We start from the raw sequence: 15,812 nt of genomic DNA on the forward strand, positions 1-15,812 counted from the left end.
GGGTGCGCCCGGACGGCGCGCCGGACGGGGGAGGACCCCGTCTGACAGGCACGGGGCCGCGCCGGTACGCTCGGGCACGATGAACACCAAGGCTGCTGAGGAGCTGCCGGCGGTCTCCGTGATCATGCCGGTGCTCAACGAGGAACGTCACCTGCGCACCGCCGTCCGCCGCATCCTGGAACAGGAGTACGGCGGTGAGCTGGAGGTGGTGATCGCGCTGGGCCCGTCCGGGGACCGGACCGACGAGATCGCCGCCGAACTCGCCGCGGCCGACCCGCGGGTGCGCACCGTCCCCAACCCCACCGGCCGCACCCCGGCGGGCCTGAACGCGGCGATCCGGGCCAGCCGCCACCCGGTGGTCGTCCGGGTGGACGGCCACGGCCTGCTGACGCCGGGTTACATCGCCACCGCCGTCCGGCTGCTCGACGAGATGGACGCCGCCAACGTCGGCGGCGTCATGCACGCCGAGGGCGAGACCGACTGGGAGCACGCCGTCGCCGCCGCGATGACCTCCAGGATCGGCGTCGGCAACGCGGCCTTCCACACCGGCGGCCTGGCCGGCCCGGCCGACACCGTCTACCTCGGGGTGTTCCGCCGCTCGGTGCTGGAGCGGCAGGGCGGCTACAACGAGGAGTTCGTCCGCGCCCAGGACTGGGAGCTCAACTACCGCATCCGGCAGTCCGGCGGCCTGGTCTGGTTCACCCCCCAGCTCCGGGTCACCTACCGGCCCCGGCCGACCATGCGCGCCCTGGCCAAGCAGTACCGGGACTACGGCCGCTGGCGCCGGGTGGTCACCCGCTACCACCGCGGCTCGGTCAACCTGCGCTACCTGGCCCCGCCGGCCGCCCTGCTCGGCGTGCTGGCCGGCCTGCTGCTCGGCATCGCGCTGCACCCGGCGTTCCTGGCCCTCCCGGTCGGCTACCTCGCGGTGATCGCCTACGGCTGCCTGCGCGGCCCCCGGATGCCGCTCAAGGCCCGCCTGCTCCACCCGTTCGCCCTCGCCACCATGCACATGAGCTGGGGCTTCGGCTTCCTCACCTCCCCGCGCAAACTGGCCCGCCGGGTGATCGCCTCCACCCCGCCCGCCCCGATCGACCCGGTCACCGCCCCGGGCCCGTGACGCCCGGCGCCGGACGGTCCCCGGAACACCGGACGGGGGCCGTCCGCCCGCGCTAGGGTCGCGCCATGACGAGCAGCGCCCCCCGGATCGAGGCCACCGCCGACGTCGACCCGCGCGCCGTGATCGGCCCCGGCAGCACCGTCTGGCACCTCGCCCAGGTCCGCGAGGACGCCGAGATCGGCGCCGAGTGCATCATCGGCCGCGGCGCGTACGTCGGCCCCGGCGTGAAGCTCGGGGACCGGGTCAAACTGCAGAACCACGCCCTGGTGTACGAGCCCGCGGTGCTGGAGGACGGCGTCTTCGTCGGCCCCGCCGCCGTCCTCACCAACGACCTCTACCCGCGCTCCGTCGACCCCGACGGCCGGCTCAAGCGCGGCGACGACTGGCACGCCCGCGGCGTCACCCTCCGCGAGGGCTGCTCGGTCGGCGGACGCGCCGTCCTGGTCGCCGGCGTCACCGTCGGCCGCTGGGCCCTGGTCGCCGCCGGAGCCGTGGTCCACCGCGACGTCCCCGACTTCGCCCTGGTGGCCGGCGTCCCCGCCCGCCGGATCAAATGGGTCGGCCGGGCCGGCGAACCGCTCACCCCCACCGCCCCCGGCCGCTGGCGCTGCCCGCGCACCGGCGAGACCTACACCGAGACCGCCCCCGACACCCTCGCCCCGGACGCGTAGCGCCCCGCCACCCGGCTCCGCCAGGGGCCCGGGGAACGGCGGGTCGGTGCCGCCGCGCGCCGGACGCCACCGGAGAGCCCGGGCCGCCGAGGGCCGGTGCGAACGGGAACCCGCAGCAGCGGAACGCCCCGGCACCCGCGGCGACCCCGGGCCCGCCGCTCTCCCCGACCTCGCGTCACTTCGCCTTCGCGGCGCAGACGTTGGTGTCGTCCGCCTGCACCCGCTGGATGTCCTTGGGCGCCTCGGTCGGCGCCGCCGACGCCGTGCTGCCCGCGCCGGTGAAGTCCTTGCCGAGCACCACGACGACGCCGTCCTTCGCGCCGAGCCTGCTGCCGGCCTGCACCGCCGTCGCGGGCAGCCCGAGGGCCGCGGCCACCGCCCGGGCCTCGTCCTCCTGCCCGGCCGGGTAGGTGACCGCGCTGCTCGCCGCCGCGTCCGCGTTGCTGCCCGCGACGGCCAGCTCGAAGCCCCCGGCCTGGAGCGCGCTGGCGGCCTTGCTCGCCTGGCCGGCGGTGCCGCTGCCGTTGCGGACGGTGACCTTGACGCCCGCCGCGTCGACCCGGGGCGCGGCGGGGGCGGAGGAGGCCGGGGCGGTGGGCTCGGGGGCGGCGCTCTGCTGCGGGACGTCGGTCAGCGAGCGGTCGGCGGCGATCATGCCGAACAGCTGCTGGGCGTCGTTCGGCTTGAGGACCAGCCGGTTGCTGTCCGTCGGGTCGTCGAGCACCGGCACCGTGGTGAAGGTGATGTTCTTGGTGTCGACCCGGGAGATGTCGAGCGCCAGGTCCTTCAGCTTGTTGACGCTGCCGATCCCGTCGTCGACGGTCAGCGCCTTGGTGGCGGCGTCGGCCAGGTCCCACAGCTTGCCGGGGTTGGTCAGGGTGTCGCTGCTCTTCATCTTGCGGATCATCGAGGAGATGAACTGCTGCTGCAGCGGGATGCGGGTCAGGTCGCCGCCCAGCCCCACCGCGTGCCGGGTGCGGACGAAGGCCAGCGCCTCCTCGCCCTGCACCACGTGCCGGCCCGCGGTCATCTTCAGGTGCGAGTACGGGTCGTCGATGTCGGTCGAGGCGCACACCTCGACGCCGCCGACGGCGGTCGAAAGCGTCTTCACCGCCTCGAAGTTGACCATCATGAAGTGGTTGATCCGGACGCCGGTCAGCTTCTCGACGGTCTTCCAGGTGCAGCCGGGGTCGCGGCCGTCCTGGCCCAGGCTGGTGTTGAACATCGCCCGGGCCTCGCCGGGGATGCTCTTGTCGCCCGCCTTGCAGTCCGGGACGGAGACCATCAGGTCGCGCGGGATGGACAGCACCGTCGCGTTCGAGCGGTCCTTGGAGATGTGGAACAGCAGCGTGGTGTCCGCGTGCCCGGCCGAGCCCTCGTCGCCGTACTCCCGGCCGAGGCCGACCCGGCTGTCGGTGCCGATCACCAGGATGTTCAGCGCGTCGGTCGCCTGCGGGCGCTCCGACTCCTCGCCGACCTGGACCTTCACCGAGGAGATGTTGTCGTTGAAGTGCTGGTAGACGTAGTACGCGCCGCCGCAGCCCGCGACCAGCACCAGGCCCAGCGAGCCCGCGGTCCACTTCAGGACCCGCCGCCCGCGCGAGGAGCGGCCCTTGCGCCGGGCCGCCCGCCCGCCGGGCACCGCCGTCGCGCCACGGGCCGTCGCGCCGCCCTTTGCCGCCGCGCTGCCCTTTGCTGCCGCGCCGCCCCCCGCCGCCGCGCTCCGGCGGGCGCCCGGCGGGCGGGCCGCGCCGCCGCGTTCGGCGCCGGCCGGCCGGCCCGCGTCCAGGTCGAGCCGGAACTCGCCGGTCGCCGGGTCGAGCACCCACTGGTCGGCGGGGTCGACGCCGGGCGGGGTCGAGTCCGCCGAGTCGCCCCGGTTCCGGTGTCCGCTGTTCATCCCGGACACCCTAGACGAGCCCGGCCGCCGAACCGTCCGCGGTGTGATGCCCGTCACCCGGCGAAAGGGTGGAAAACGGCGGCGGCGCGCCCCGTCCGGCCGGTTCCGCCGGGCGGAGCGCGCCGTCGCCGCACTCCACTGCCATCGCCCCAGGACTACCCGCCCCGGCGGGCCGGGGACCTCACCCGAGGCGCAGAGTCACCCGTTCGGAGTCGATCCGGCTCTGCCACTGATCCTCCGTCAACTGCTCGGAGTTGCGGCACAGGACGACCGACGCGCCCGCCGCCAGCGGCGCCAGCAGGCCCGCCTCCAGGCCCGTCCAGTCGTCGAACGACAGCGTGGACAGCACCCGGCTGCCGCTGTCCAGGCCCAGCCGGGCCGCGCCCTCCCGGGCCAGGGCCACGGCCTGCTCGCCGGTCAGTTTCAGCGGCAGCCCGTCCACCACCGTCTCCAGCGCCACCGCCTGCGGGTCCACCGGCGAGTACGGGGCGAACCGGTCGCCCTGCCCGGGGACCTCCGCCGCGTAGTCCAGGAACCCGTCCGGCCGCTGCGGGAACCGCCCGCCCAGCGGGCGCAGCGCCAGCGCCACCCGCTCGCCCGAGCACTCCTGCGCCGCCGCCAGCCCGTCCGGCCCGGAGACCACCAGCTCGGCGTCCTTCGGCTCGCCCCGCGGCACCGCCACCACGCCCACCGACCAGCACGCCAGCAGCCACACCGCGCTCTGCCAGTGCGCCGGCAGCAGCAGCGCCGCCCGGTCGTCCGGCGAGGCGTTCAACTCGTCCTGCAACAGGTTGGCCGTCTTCGCCACCCAGTTGTCGAAGGTCTTCGCCGACAGCTCCACCCGTTCCCCGGTCGAGTCGTCGTAGAAGGTCACCAACGGGCGGGACGGGTCGGCAGCGGACCCCGGGCGCAGGAAGGCCTGCAGCAGCTCGGCGGGGGTGCGGGCGTCGGCAGCGAAAGGCGCAGTCATGGTGCACCCCAGCCTACGTCCTGCCCCCCGCCGGACGGGAGGGTGTCCGGCCCGTCGGACCGCCGCGTCGCGTTACGCTCGCCCCTGCCCCGCACCCGACCCCGAGGACGTACCGATGCCCGCCCAGACCCGGCAGTGGCGGCCCGGCTACCCCCTCGACCTCGGCCGGACCCTCTTCCCGCTCCAGCGCGGCACCGGCGACCCGGCCTTCCGGCGCACCCCCGACGGCGCCGTCTGGCGCGCCTCCCGCACCCCGGACGGGCCCGGCACCCTGCGCGTCCTCCAGCGCGCCGACGGCGTCGACGCCACCGGCTGGGGCCCCGGCGGCGGCTGGCTGCTCGAACAGCTCCCCGCCCTGCTCGGGGCCGACGACGACCCGGCCGGGCTCGCCCTCCCGCCCGGGCCGCTGCGCGAGGCCCAACGCTCCTGCCCCGGGCTCCGGTTGACCCGCACCGGCCTGGTCATGGAGTCCCTCGTCCCGGCGATCCTGGAGCAGAAGGTCACCACCGTGGAGGCCTACCGCGCCTGGCGCACCCTGCTCCACGACCACGGCACCCCGGCCCCCGGCCCCGCCGCCGACCTCGGCATGCGGACCGTCCCCTCGGCCCGCGACTGGACCCTCGTCCCCAGCTGGGCCTGGCACCGGGCCGGGGTCGACCCCAAGCGCTCGGCCACCGTGCTGCGCGCCGCCCGCCTCGCCGCCCGCCTCGAACAGGCCGCGGCGATGCCCCCGGCGGACGCCTTCGCCCGGCTCACCGCCGTCCCCGGCGTCGGCCCGTGGACCGCCGCCGAGACGCTCCAGCGCAGCAACGGCGACGCCGACGCGGTCTCGGTCGGCGACTTCCACCTCCCGCACACCGTCGGCTGGGCGCTGGCCGGCCGCCCCCGCAGCGACGACGCCCAGATGCTCGCCCTGCTGGAGCCCTACCGCCCGCACCGCCACCGCCTGTGCCGCATCCTCCCGCTCACCGGCGCCCGCCCCCCGAAGTACGGCCCCCGGCTGGCCCCCAACGACCACCGCGGACGGTAGGGCGGCTCCTCCGGGGGCGGTGGCCCGGGCCGCCGGAGAGCCCGCCCGGACCGCCTAGCGCACGGTCAGGAACGCCTAGCGCACGGTCAGGAACGCCTCCGCGTCCCGCTCCTGACGCCCCCTCGGGGCCTCCGCCGCCCGGCCGACCGCGACCGCGCCCATCGGGTCCCAGCTCGGCGGGAGGTCGAGCGCGCCGCGGACGGTGTCGCGGCAGAACATCGTGGAGGACACCCAGGCCGAGCCGTACCCCTCACCGGTCAGGGCGACCAGCAGGTTCTGGACGGCCGCGCCGGCCGCCACCACGAACATCTCCCGCTCGGCGGCGGCCCGCCGCTCGTCCGGGTAGTCGTGGGAGCCGTCCGTCACCAGGCACGGGACGATCAAGTACGGTGCGCCGCGCAGCACTTCCCCGCGCGCGGTGCGCCGCGCGACGCGCTCCTCGCTCCAGCCGTCGAGCTCCCGCAGGTCGCGCTGCCAGGCACCGAGCATGGCGTCCAGCAGCCGGGTGCGGGCGTCCGCCGATTCGAGCAGGACGAACCGCCAGGGCGTGGTGTGGTGCGGGGCGGGGGCGGTGATCGCGGCGGCGACGGCCCGGCGCACCGCGCCGCCGTCGACCGGCTCGTCGGTGAAGGCGCGCACCGTCCGCCGGAGGGTGACCGCCGCGCGGACGGCCTCCGAGGTGCCGAGGCGGAACATGTCCTGCTCGGCGGGGCGGATCAGCGGGCGGGTGCCCTCCCCGTCCGCCGCGGTGACCAGGCCGTCCAGGCCGCGGACGACCGCCACCGGGGTGCCGGTGGCCTTGCCCTTGACCAGGTCGGCGGCGGCGGCGAGTTCGTCGGCGGTGGCGGTGACGGTCAGCCGCAGCTCGTTGCCGTGGCTGTCGACCCGGCCGCGGTGGTCCTCCAGCACGGGCAGCCCGGCGGCGCCGATCGCGACGTCGGTGAGCCCGTTGCGCCAGGGCCGGCCGAAGGTGTCGGTGACCAGCACGGCCAGCCGCCGCCCGGTCAGCTCCTGGAGCCGGGCGCGCAGCCGGCGGGCCGAGCCGTCCGGGTCGACCGGCAGCAGCAGGACCGTCCCGGGCGCGGTGTTGGACGCGTCGACACCGGCCGCGGCCATCACCAGGCCGTTGCGGTTCTCGACGATCCGGGCCGGGCCGCGCCGGGCCACCACCCGGACGGTCTCGGCGTCGATCGCGGCCTCCCGGTCGTCGGCGCGCACCAGCCGGCCCTCGGCCTTGGAGACCACCTTGGAGGTGACCACCACGACGTCGCCGTCCTCGAACCGGCCCGCCTTGGCGATCAGTTCGGCGAGGTCGTCGCCCGCCGCGATCTCCGGCAGCCCGGCGACCGGCAGCACCCGCAGCCCCCCGCCGCCGACGCCCCCGCTCATCCGGCGGCCCCGGCGACCTCGGCGGCCAGCGCCAGCGCGGCGCGCGCCATCTCGGCGGTGGCCTCGACCGAGCTCATCAGCAGCGGCACGGCCCGGCAGGCGATCCCGGCGGTCGCCACCTCGTCCACGGCGGCGGCGTCGGAGGTGTCCACCAGCCAGCCGTCCAGCAGCCCGCCGTCGCGGCGCGCGCCGTAGTGCCGGGCGACGGCCGCCGCGGTGGTCTGCACGCCGATGGCGGCGAGCACCTTGTCGGCCATGCCGCGCACCGGCGCGCCGCCGATGACGGGGGAGAGGCCGACCACGGGGGCGCTCGCGCCGGCGACCGCCTCGCGGATGCCGGGGACGGCCAGGATGGTGCCGATCGAGACCACCGGGTTGGACGGCGGCAGCAGCACCAGGTCGGCCTCGGCGATCGCCTCCAGCACGCCGGGCGCGGGCTTCGCGCTCTCGGCGCCGACCGGGACGATCGCCTCGGCGGCGACGGCGGCGTGCAGCCGGACCCAGTACTCCTGGAAGTGCACCACCCGCGGCCCGTCCGCGTCGGTGATCCGGACGTGGGTCTCGACCCGGTCGTCGCTCATCGGCAGCAGCCGCACGCCGGGCTGCCAGCGGTCGCACAGCGCCTCGGTGACGGCGGACAGCGGGTACCCGGCGGCCAGCATCTGGGTGCGGACGATGTGGGTGGCGAAGTCCCGGTCGCCGAGCCCGAACCACTCGGGCCCGACGCCGTACGCCTTCATCTCCTCCTTGATCGACCAGGTCTCGTCGGTGCGGCCCCAGCCCTGTTCCTCGTGGATGCCGCCGCCGAGGGTGTACATCACGGTGTCCAGGTCGGGGCAGACCTTCAGGCCGTAGAGGTGGATGTCGTCCCCGGTGTTCCCGATCACGGTGATCCGGTCCTCGGGGGTCAGGGCCGCCCGCAGTCCGCGCAGGAACCTGGCCCCGCCGATCCCACCCGCCAACGCAGTGATTCGCATGGCCTCATCCTGCCAGCGCGTCAGTGCACCCGGTGACGCTCCTGGTGCGCGGCGGCCTGCTCCGCGGCGGCCGGGTACCGGTTCATCTCGACCAGGCCGGGCGTGTAGAGGTGGACGGAGACCGCGGGCTCCAGCGAGGCGTTGACCATCTCGTGCAGGTAGCCGGTGGAGAACACCCGCAGGCCGCCGGGGGCCAGGGCGCGCGAGCCCTCGCCGCCGGCCGTCAACGAGCGCTCGGAGAGTTCGCCCTGGACGACGGTCATCACGCCGGAGGAGCGGCCGTGGTCGTGGAAGCCGCTGGACTGGCCGGGCAGCCAGCTGAGCAGCCACACCTCGTAGCCGGGGCCGGTCTCCAGCCGGGCGTACCAGCGGGTCAGCGCGTCGTAGCGGACCAGCGGCTCCCAGCGGGCCCGGTCGGCGGCGATCTCGCGCACCAGCCGGGCGTAGCCGCCGAGCGTGGTGGGGTGCGCGGGCAGGTCGGTGCGGGCCAGGTGCGGGAAGGCCAGCGGGTCGCCCGCGATGGACACGTCGCTCAGGCCGTCGGCCCAGCGGGGAGCGGCGGGAGCGGCGGGGGAGAGGGTGGCGGGAGCGGCGGGCGCGGGAAAACGCCTGCGGTCGCGGTTGCGCTTGCGGAGTCGGGGCATTCGCACGGTGACGTCCTCGGGTTCGGCTGCGGACTTGGGATCAGCCGGGGCCGCGAGGACGTTCAAGGGGGGACTGTCGCGCGGTCGGCCTCTGTTCCGGGGCGGCGCGCGGTGGGACGCGAGCGCCTAGATACAGCGGAGACAGCGGCGACAACACGAGGAGTTCGCGGCAGCACCGAGGAGCGCCTGGCGGCGCCGGTCGGTGGAGGTGGCCGGGAACTCTGACATGCGGGCAAGCACACCGCAAGCGACCCTCCAGTGTCAAGGCGGACTGACGGACATTCGGGTCACATCGGCCCTGAACCACCGGATGGGGTGATAAGCGCCCATTAAGGTTTCGAAGCTAAAGACTCCGGGAAGGGACGCCCTGAGATCGCCCCGGACCGTCCCGGTCGGGAGCGGCGTGCGGCCTGATGGCTGGTCAGGAACCAGGCGTGATGTCCGGGTTGTCCGGATATGTACACTATTCGTAGTGGCTTGGTTCCGGGGAGTGAATCCTCGGCCCAATACCAGAGCTCGGCTTGACTGGGCCAGAGTGACGCAACTGTAATTTCTCTCGTGTCGTTCCGCCGCACCGGCAACGGCAACACCACGGGGACGCCAAGAGGGGCAGAGGAGGCGCGCCAGAATGAGCGAGCTCTTTGAGCTGTTGATCGGTGAGGGCATCGAGGAAGACGAAGAGGAACTCGGCTGGCAGGAGCGCGCGTTGTGCGCCCAGACCGACCCGGAGTCCTTCTTCCCCGAGAAGGGCGGCTCCACCCGGGAGGCCAAGAAGGTCTGCCTGGCGTGCGAGGTCCGGGCCGAGTGCCTGGAGTACGCCCTCGCCAACGACGAGCGGTTCGGCATCTGGGGGGGCCTCTCCGAGCGCGAGCGCCGCCGCCTCAAGAAGAGCGCGGTCTGACCCCCGCAGCACGTCCGGGCATCCGGACACCCGGGCCCGTCCCGGCCCGTGTCGGCGCCTCACCGGTCAGGTGGGGCGCTTTCGCGTTCCCGGGCCCCCGCGGCGACCGGACGCGGTACCCGCTGCACCGTCTCTTCACACCCGCCGGGGAGGATCGCGCCACCCGGAGCCGTTAGTGTGGTGCGTCATCTGCCGTCAAACCCGAACCGGTGGTCCGCGCACCCGATGACTGTCTACAGCCACCAGAGCGGCTTCTCCGCTGCCAGGCCGCCCGCCTACCCGCGCCACTTGGTCACCGCCGTGATCGTCTCGCACGACGGCGCCCGCTGGCTGCCGCAGGCGCTCGCCGGACTGCTCGGCCAGGACCGGCAGGTCCAGCGGATCCTCGCGGTGGACACCGGCTCCACCGACAACTCGCCCCAGCTGCTCGCCGACACCCTCGGCGACTGGCTCCCCGGGAGCGGCCCGCAGATCCTCGGCCGCCGGGTCGGCTTCGGCCGCGCCGTCGGCGAAGCCGTCGCCGGCAGCCACCCGCTGCGCCCCGAGGACCTCTCCTACAGCCTCGACCCGTCCGGCTACGACCCGGTCACCGGCGGCTGGGACGACTTCGGCGACCCGCTCGGCGGCGAGGACGACCTCGGCCGCGGCGGACCGCGCGAGACCCAGCCGGTCGAGTGGCTCTGGCTGCTGCACGACGACTGCGAACCGCAGACCGACGCCCTGCGCCGCCTGCTCCAGGTCGCCGACTCCACCCCGACCGCCGCCGTGGTCGGCCCCAAGCTCCGCTCCTGGTACGACCGCAGGCAGCTGCTCGAGGTCGGCGTCACCATCGCCCGCTCCGGGCGGCGCTGGACCGGCCTCGACCGCCGCGAGCAGGACCAGGGCCAGCACGACCAGGTCCGCCCGGTGCTCGCCGTCTCCACCGCCGGCATGCTGGTCCGCCGCGACGTGTTCGAGGAACTCGGCGGATTCGACCGGGCGTTGCCGCTGATGCGGGACGACACCGACTTCTGCTGGCGGGTCAACGCGGCCGGCCACCGGGTGGTGGTCGCCCCCGACGCGGTGCTCCGGCACGCCGAGGCCGCCAGCCGCGAACGCCGCGCCATCGACTGCGCCTCCGCCCACCCGCACCGGGTCGACAAGTCCGGCGCCGTCTACACCCTGCTCGCCAACTCCAAGGGCCTGCTCTTCCCGTACGTCCTGCTCCGGCTGGTCCTCGGCACCCTGCTCCGGGTGGTCGTCAACCTGGTCGGCAAGGACCCCCGGCAGGCCTACGACGAGATCGCCGGCCTCGGCCACGAACTGCTGCGCCTGCCACGGCTGATGGCCGCCCGGGCGCGCCGCCGCCGGACCCGCTCGGTGGACTCGCTGGACGACCGCACGCTGTTCCCCGCCCCCGGCGCCACCGTCCGGCTCGCCGTCGAGAACGTCGTCGGCTCGCTCGGCATCGGCGGCCCCGACGAGGCCGGCGCCGGCCGGCACGGCTCGGTCGAGTCCGGCCCCGGCGACGACGACACCGACGACCTGGTGGTCGAACAGTTCGCCCTGCTCAAGAAGCTGGTGCGCCGCCCGGCCCCGGTGCTGTTCGCCGCGCTGCTGCTGTTCGCGCTCGCCGCCTGCCGCAACCTGATCGGCTCCGGCCTCCTCCAGGGCGGCGCCCTGCTGCCCGCCTCGGACGGCGCGGCCGGCCTGTGGGACGTGTACGCCGCGCCCTGGCACGGCATCGGCACCGGCTCCACCGCCGACGGCCCGCCCTACCTCGCGGTGCTCGCGATCCTCTCCTGGGCGCTGTTCGACCACGCCGACCTCGCGCTCACCCTGCTCGTGGTGCTCTCGGTCCCGCTCGCCGCGGTCAGCGCCTACCTGGTCTCCCGCCCGCTGATCGCCTCCAAGGCCGTCCGCGCCTGGGCCAGCGCCACCTACGCCGTGCTGCCCGCCGCCACCGGCGCGCTCGCCCAGGGCCGGATCGGCACCGCGGTGCTCGCCGTGCTGCTGCCCCCGCTGGCCCGCGCCGCCGCGATCACCGCCGGCCTCGGCATCCGCAAGGAGACCGCCGCCAAGGGCGCCCGCCCCGGCTGGCGGTCCGCCTGGATGACCGTGCTGATGCTCACCGTCAGCACCGCCTTCGTCCCGCTCACCTGGGCCATCGCCGTCCCGCTCTGCCTGGCCGCGCTGCTGCACGCGGTGCTCCGCGGCGGCGCGTTCGGCTCCGGCGCGCAGGCGGTGCGGCTGCTCGGCCTGCGCGTCGTGGTGATCCTCGGCGTGCCGCTGCTGGTGCTCGCCCCCTGGTCGCTCCAGGTCCTCGCCCACCCCTCCCGGCTGCTGCTGGAGGCCGGCGTCCCCGGCTTCAACGGCCCCGCCGCCGACCCGCTCGGCCTGGTCCTGGTCAACCCCGGCGGCGCCGGCACGCCCCCGGTCTGGCTGTCCGCCGGCGTGGTGCTCGCCGCCCTCGCCGCGCTGCTGCGCGCCGACCGCCGCCGCGCCGTGCTGGCCGCCTGGGGCGCCGCCGCCGCCGGGCTGCTGTTCTCGGTCGCGGTGGCCGGCACCGCCGTCACCCCCGCCTCCGGCGGCCCGCAGACCGCCGCCTGGGCCGGCCCCGCCACCCTGCTGGCCGGGGTCGCGCTGCTCGCCGCCGCCGCGATCGGCGCCGACGGCGCCAACACCCGGGTCTCCGGCATCGCCTTCGGCTGGCGCCAGCCGGTCGCCGCCCTGGTGCTCGCCGCCGCCGTGCTCGCCCCGGTCGGCACCGCCGTCTGGTGGGCCGTCACCGGCGCCGACGGCCCGCTGCGGCGCGGCAGCGACGCCCAGGTCCCGGCGTTCATCGCCGAGTCCGGCACCACCACCGACCGCTCCCGCACTCTGGTCGTCACCGGCGACGCCGAGGGCACCGCCGTCCGGTACGCGCTGGTGCGCGGCGCCGGCCTGACCACCGGCCAGGCCGAGGGCACCGTGGACAGCGCCGCCGACGGACAGCTCTCCCCGCTCACCGCCAAGCTGCTGGCCGGCTCCGGCGGCGACCTGGCCCGCACCCTGGCCGGGTACGGCATCAGCTACGTCGAGGTGAAGGACCCGGTGATCGCCAAGGTCCGCGACGTGCTGGACACCACCCCCGGCGTCACCCGGCTCAGCCTCGACAACGGCGTCGGCCTGTGGCAGATCACCAGCGTCCCCGGCACCAGGGCGCAGATCACCAGCCCCGGCACCGTCCCGGTGGTCGTCCCGGCCGGCGCGCACGACATCTGGACCACCGTCCCGGCCGGACCGGCCGGCCGGCAGCTCCGGCTGGCCGAACAGGCCGACGGCGGCTGGCAGGCCACCCTGAACGGCAAGCCGCTCAAGGCCGTCACCGTCGACGGCTGGGCCCAGGGCTTCACCCTCCCCGCCGAGGGCGGCCGGCTCGACGTCACCCGCGCCGGCGCCGCCGCCCACACCGCCTGGGTCTGGGGCCGGCTCGCGCTCGGCGCGGTCGTCCTGGTCCTCGCCCTGCCCGGACGCCGCAACACCAACGACGACGACATCCCCGAGGAGGTCGTCGCCGCCCAGGCGCTGGCCGCCCAGGTCCAGGCCCAGGCGCCCGCCCCCGGCAGCCGCCGGGCCCGCCGCCTCGCCGAACGCGGCGAGGGCGAGGACCCGCAGGCCGAGCCCGGCGTCTACACCCCCGGCGTCCCGGCCCAGCAGAGCGCCGAAGCCGACCCGGAGCCCTACCGGCCCGAACCCGAGCCGTTCGCCGACCCGTACCAGGCCGACCCGTACCAGGCGGACCCGTACCAGCAGCAGGGCTACCCGTCCGACGGCTACGGCTACGACTACACCCGGCACCAGCCCGTCGGCGCGCCCCCGCAGGGCGACGGCCACGACCAGTACGGCCAGCAGCAGGCGTACGGCTACGACGCCCCGCCCGCCCAGGGCTGGACCGACCCGTACGCCGCCGGCTACCCGCAGCAGGACGAGCAGCAGCAGCCCTGGCTGCCCGAACAGCAGCAGCCCACCACCTACTACGACCCCAACGACCCCTACGGCGGCCAACCGCGGCAGCCCGGGGCGGGGAGCTGACCGCGATGAAGAAGCCCACCCTGAAGGCGCCCAAGCTCAAGGCACCCGACCTGAGCTCCGTGGCCGGCGGCAGCCGCACCGGCCAGTCCCTGCTGGCCGGCGTGGCCGTGCTCGGCCTGGTGTTCGGCATCGCCGAACTGCGCGCCCCGGCCACCTCCGCCGCCACCGGCGGCGGCAAGCGCACCACCGCCCAGGTCGAGCGCGCCGCGCTGGTCTGCCCGCCGCCGATGCAGGGCGTCACCGGCTCCACCACGCTCACCCTGTTCAGCCCGGAGGGCGGCACCGGCAGCGCCGGCACCGGCCTGCTCGCCGACGCCACCGCCGACAACGTGCTCGCCGCGCAGAACCCCGCGCAGCCCGCCCCGTCCGCCCCGGCCGCCCCGTCGGACGCCGCCTCCGCGGCGGCCCCGGGCGGACCGCCCTCCGGCAGCCCGGCCGCCGCCGTCGACGCCCGGATCTCGCTGGCCAAGCCCGGCCTCCCGGCCACCGGCCCCGCCGCCAACGGCGACACCGCCCCCGGCAGCTTCGCGATCGCCACCGGCAACCTCGCCCCCGGCTTCACCGCCACCCAGCTGACCAGCTCCGAGCAGGGCGGCGCCGGCCTGTCCGGCGCCGACTGCCTGCCCTCCGGCACCAGCTTCTGGTTCTCCGGCGCCAGCACCACGAGCAACCGGGTCGACTACGTCACCCTGGTCAACGCCGACAGCCTCCCCGCCGTCGTCGACCTGCGGATGTACGGCGACAAGGGCCCGATCGACAACGAACTCGCCACCGGCATCTCGATCGCCCCCGGCAAGACCGAGACGATGAGCCTCGCCAGCCTCACCAAGGGCCCCGTCGACAACCTCGCCCTGCACGTGGTCACCCGCAGCGGTCGGATCGCCGCCGGCGTCCACGCCATCGACACCGGCAAGGGCAGCGACTGGCTCGAACCCTCCGCCGACCCCGCCGCGAGCGTCGTCATCCCCGGCATCCCCGACGACGTCACCACCGCCCACCTGGTGATCGCCACCGACTCCGCCGACGACGCCGACCTCAAGGTCCAGCTCTCCGGCAAGAACGGCTGGTTCACCCCTGCGGGCAACGAGACCGTGCACGTCAAGGCCGGCATGACCGCCGCCCTCGACTTCCAGTTCACCGAGCAGACCCGCGAGGGCGCCAGCGCCGTCCGGCTCACCCCCACCAGCGACAGCCACCCCACCCCGATCGTGGCCGGCCTGCGCGTCGACCGCGAGAACAAGGGCAGGACCGAGGCCGCCTGGCTGGCCGGCGGCAACCCGATCGGCGCCCGCGCCTCCGTCGCCGACAACCGGGCCGGCCAGACCAAGCTGTTCCTCACCGCCACCGACAGCGACGCCAAGGTCAAGGTCACCAGCTCGGCCGGCGCGAGCGGCGGCACCCCGGTCAGCAAGGACGTCGACGTCCCCGCCGGCACCACGGTCGGCGTCGACGGCATCGACCCCGCCGGCGCGAACGGCCCCTACGCCCTGACCCTGCAGACCCTCGGCGGCGGCCCGGTCCTCGCCGCCCGCCAGATCACCGTCCCGGCCAAGGACGTGCCCGCCTTCACCACCCAGCAGTTCCGCGACGACCACGCCACCGTGCAGGTCCCGCAGGTGGCCGCCGACCCCGGGGTCGTGCTCGGGCGATGAGCCCGGTGGGGCCCCCGCCCGGGGGCCCTACTCCTCGCCGTAGCGCGGATCGATCGCGTCCGGCGAGAGCCCGAGCAGCTCCGCGACCTGCTCGATCAGGATCTCGTGGACCAGCGCCGCCCGGTCCTCCTTGGACTTGGCCCGGATCTCCACCGGCCGCCGGTAGACCATGATCCGGCTGCGCCGCCCCGCCGCGCCCGGAACCGCCCGGCCCAGCGGCACGGTGTCGGGCTCCGGCTCGCCCTTGGCGGGCAGCGGGACCTCCAGCACGGCGAACTCCACGTCCTCCAGCTGGGGCCAGCGCCGCACCAGGCGCTCCATCGACTCCCGGACGTAGTCGTCGAAGAGCTCGGAGCGGGTCAGCGAGATGGGCACCTGCGGCGGGGCCAGCGGCCCGCGCATGCCGCGGCCGTGCCGGTCGCGGTGCTTGCGGCGGCCGGAACCGGGCGGGGACGGGGGTGTCGAGCTGTCCATAGCAGTGTCGAGCGTAGTCCCTGGATGCCCG

The 15,812-nt window shown here is 75.6% G+C and carries 12 protein-coding genes; 6 read left to right on the forward strand and 6 right to left on the reverse strand.

Annotated features, from left to right (window positions below; translation table 11 throughout):
* Nucleotides 1–79: 79 nt before the first annotated feature.
* Together ACIQVD_RS33025 and ACIQVD_RS33030 are read left to right on the forward strand one after the other, a co-directional pair.
* A complete protein-coding gene (locus tag ACIQVD_RS33025) occupies nt 80–1,120 on the forward strand; it encodes a glycosyltransferase family 2 protein (RefSeq protein ID WP_400693536.1) in 1,041 nt (346 codons plus the stop codon).
* A gap of 65 nt (nt 1,121–1,185) precedes the next feature.
* A complete protein-coding gene (locus ACIQVD_RS33030; protein WP_400693534.1) occupies nt 1,186–1,791 on the forward strand; it encodes an acyltransferase in 606 nt (201 codons plus the stop codon).
* Between the two features lie 175 nt (nt 1,792–1,966).
* Here the strand turns inward: ACIQVD_RS33030 and ACIQVD_RS33035 are convergent, their stop codons facing one another.
* Nucleotides 1,967–3,691, reverse strand: coding sequence for an LCP family protein (locus ACIQVD_RS33035; protein WP_402292595.1), 1,725 nt, complete (start codon nt 3,689–3,691; stop codon nt 1,967–1,969).
* 181 nt (nt 3,692–3,872) lie between these two features.
* Complete coding sequence (locus ACIQVD_RS33040) at nt 3,873–4,661, reverse strand: TIGR03089 family protein (RefSeq protein WP_400693528.1); 789 nt, start codon at nt 4,659–4,661, stop codon at nt 3,873–3,875.
* Between the two features lie 115 nt (nt 4,662–4,776).
* Between ACIQVD_RS33040 and ACIQVD_RS33045 the strand changes: the two genes are divergently transcribed.
* The gene (locus tag ACIQVD_RS33045) at nt 4,777–5,691 is read left to right on the forward strand and encodes a DNA-3-methyladenine glycosylase family protein (protein ID WP_400693526.1); all 915 of its coding nucleotides are present in this window, start codon (nt 4,777–4,779) and stop codon (nt 5,689–5,691) included.
* A gap of 75 nt (nt 5,692–5,766) precedes the next feature.
* Here ACIQVD_RS33045 and ACIQVD_RS33050 read toward each other — a convergent pair whose 3' ends face one another.
* From ACIQVD_RS33050 to ACIQVD_RS33060, 3 genes are read right to left on the reverse strand one after another with little or no spacing between them, the layout of a single operon-like run.
* Nucleotides 5,767–7,080: a coenzyme F420-0:L-glutamate ligase gene (locus ACIQVD_RS33050; RefSeq protein WP_400693523.1), complete on the reverse strand. Its 1,314-nt coding sequence runs from the start codon at nt 7,078–7,080 to the stop codon at nt 5,767–5,769.
* Nucleotides 7,077–8,057, reverse strand: coding sequence for a 2-phospho-L-lactate transferase (gene cofD / locus ACIQVD_RS33055; RefSeq protein ID WP_400693520.1), 981 nt, complete (start codon nt 8,055–8,057; stop codon nt 7,077–7,079). The genes ACIQVD_RS33050 and cofD overlap by 4 nt, the downstream gene beginning before the upstream one ends.
* A gap of 20 nt (nt 8,058–8,077) precedes the next feature.
* Entirely contained in the window at nt 8,078–8,707 is a 630-nt protein-coding gene (locus tag ACIQVD_RS33060; RefSeq protein WP_402292596.1) for a cysteine dioxygenase, read from the reverse strand.
* A gap of 622 nt (nt 8,708–9,329) precedes the next feature.
* Here ACIQVD_RS33060 and ACIQVD_RS33065 point away from each other — a divergent pair.
* From ACIQVD_RS33065 to ACIQVD_RS33075, 3 genes are all read left to right on the forward strand, one after another.
* Nucleotides 9,330–9,602 (forward strand): WhiB family transcriptional regulator, encoded by a 273-nt coding sequence (locus tag ACIQVD_RS33065; RefSeq protein ID WP_014136066.1) that lies wholly within the window; start codon nt 9,330–9,332, stop codon nt 9,600–9,602.
* A 225-nt stretch (nt 9,603–9,827) separates the two neighbouring features.
* Nucleotides 9,828–13,655 (forward strand): glycosyltransferase, encoded by a 3,828-nt coding sequence (locus ACIQVD_RS33070; protein ID WP_402292597.1) that lies wholly within the window; start codon nt 9,828–9,830, stop codon nt 13,653–13,655.
* Between the two features lie 5 nt (nt 13,656–13,660).
* The gene (locus tag ACIQVD_RS33075; protein WP_400693513.1) at nt 13,661–15,307 is read left to right on the forward strand and encodes a DUF5719 family protein; all 1,647 of its coding nucleotides are present in this window, start codon (nt 13,661–13,663) and stop codon (nt 15,305–15,307) included.
* A gap of 27 nt (nt 15,308–15,334) precedes the next feature.
* Here the strand turns inward: ACIQVD_RS33075 and ACIQVD_RS33080 are convergent, their stop codons facing one another.
* Nucleotides 15,335–15,781 carry a metallopeptidase family protein gene (locus ACIQVD_RS33080; protein ID WP_100838009.1) on the reverse strand — a complete coding sequence of 149 codons (447 nt, stop codon included), beginning with the start codon at nt 15,779–15,781 and terminating at the stop codon, nt 15,335–15,337.
* Nucleotides 15,782–15,812 lie beyond the last annotated feature (31 nt).

This window comes from Kitasatospora sp. NPDC090308, from assembly GCF_044769485.1.
Classification (GTDB): domain Bacteria; phylum Actinomycetota; class Actinomycetes; order Streptomycetales; family Streptomycetaceae; genus Kitasatospora; species Kitasatospora fiedleri.

Coding starts and splice junctions, on each gene's coding strand:
- ACIQVD_RS33025 (WP_400693536.1), top strand. CDS start 80: ATGAACACCAAGGCTGCTGAGGAGCTGCCGGCGGTCTCCGTGATCATG.
- ACIQVD_RS33030 (WP_400693534.1), top strand. CDS start 1,186: ATGACGAGCAGCGCCCCCCGGATCGAGGCCACCGCCGACGTCGACCCG.
- ACIQVD_RS33035 (WP_402292595.1), bottom strand. CDS start 3,691: ATGAACAGCGGACACCGGAACCGGGGCGACTCGGCGGACTCGACCCCG.
- ACIQVD_RS33040 (WP_400693528.1), bottom strand. CDS start 4,661: ATGACTGCGCCTTTCGCTGCCGACGCCCGCACCCCCGCCGAGCTGCTG.
- ACIQVD_RS33045 (WP_400693526.1), top strand. CDS start 4,777: ATGCCCGCCCAGACCCGGCAGTGGCGGCCCGGCTACCCCCTCGACCTC.
- ACIQVD_RS33050 (WP_400693523.1), bottom strand. CDS start 7,080: ATGAGCGGGGGCGTCGGCGGCGGGGGGCTGCGGGTGCTGCCGGTCGCC.
- cofD (WP_400693520.1), bottom strand. CDS start 8,057: ATGCGAATCACTGCGTTGGCGGGTGGGATCGGCGGGGCCAGGTTCCTG.
- ACIQVD_RS33065 (WP_014136066.1), top strand. CDS start 9,330: ATGAGCGAGCTCTTTGAGCTGTTGATCGGTGAGGGCATCGAGGAAGAC.
- ACIQVD_RS33070 (WP_402292597.1), top strand. CDS start 9,828: ATGACTGTCTACAGCCACCAGAGCGGCTTCTCCGCTGCCAGGCCGCCC.
- ACIQVD_RS33075 (WP_400693513.1), top strand. CDS start 13,661: ATGAAGAAGCCCACCCTGAAGGCGCCCAAGCTCAAGGCACCCGACCTG.
- ACIQVD_RS33080 (WP_100838009.1), bottom strand. CDS start 15,781: ATGGACAGCTCGACACCCCCGTCCCCGCCCGGTTCCGGCCGCCGCAAG.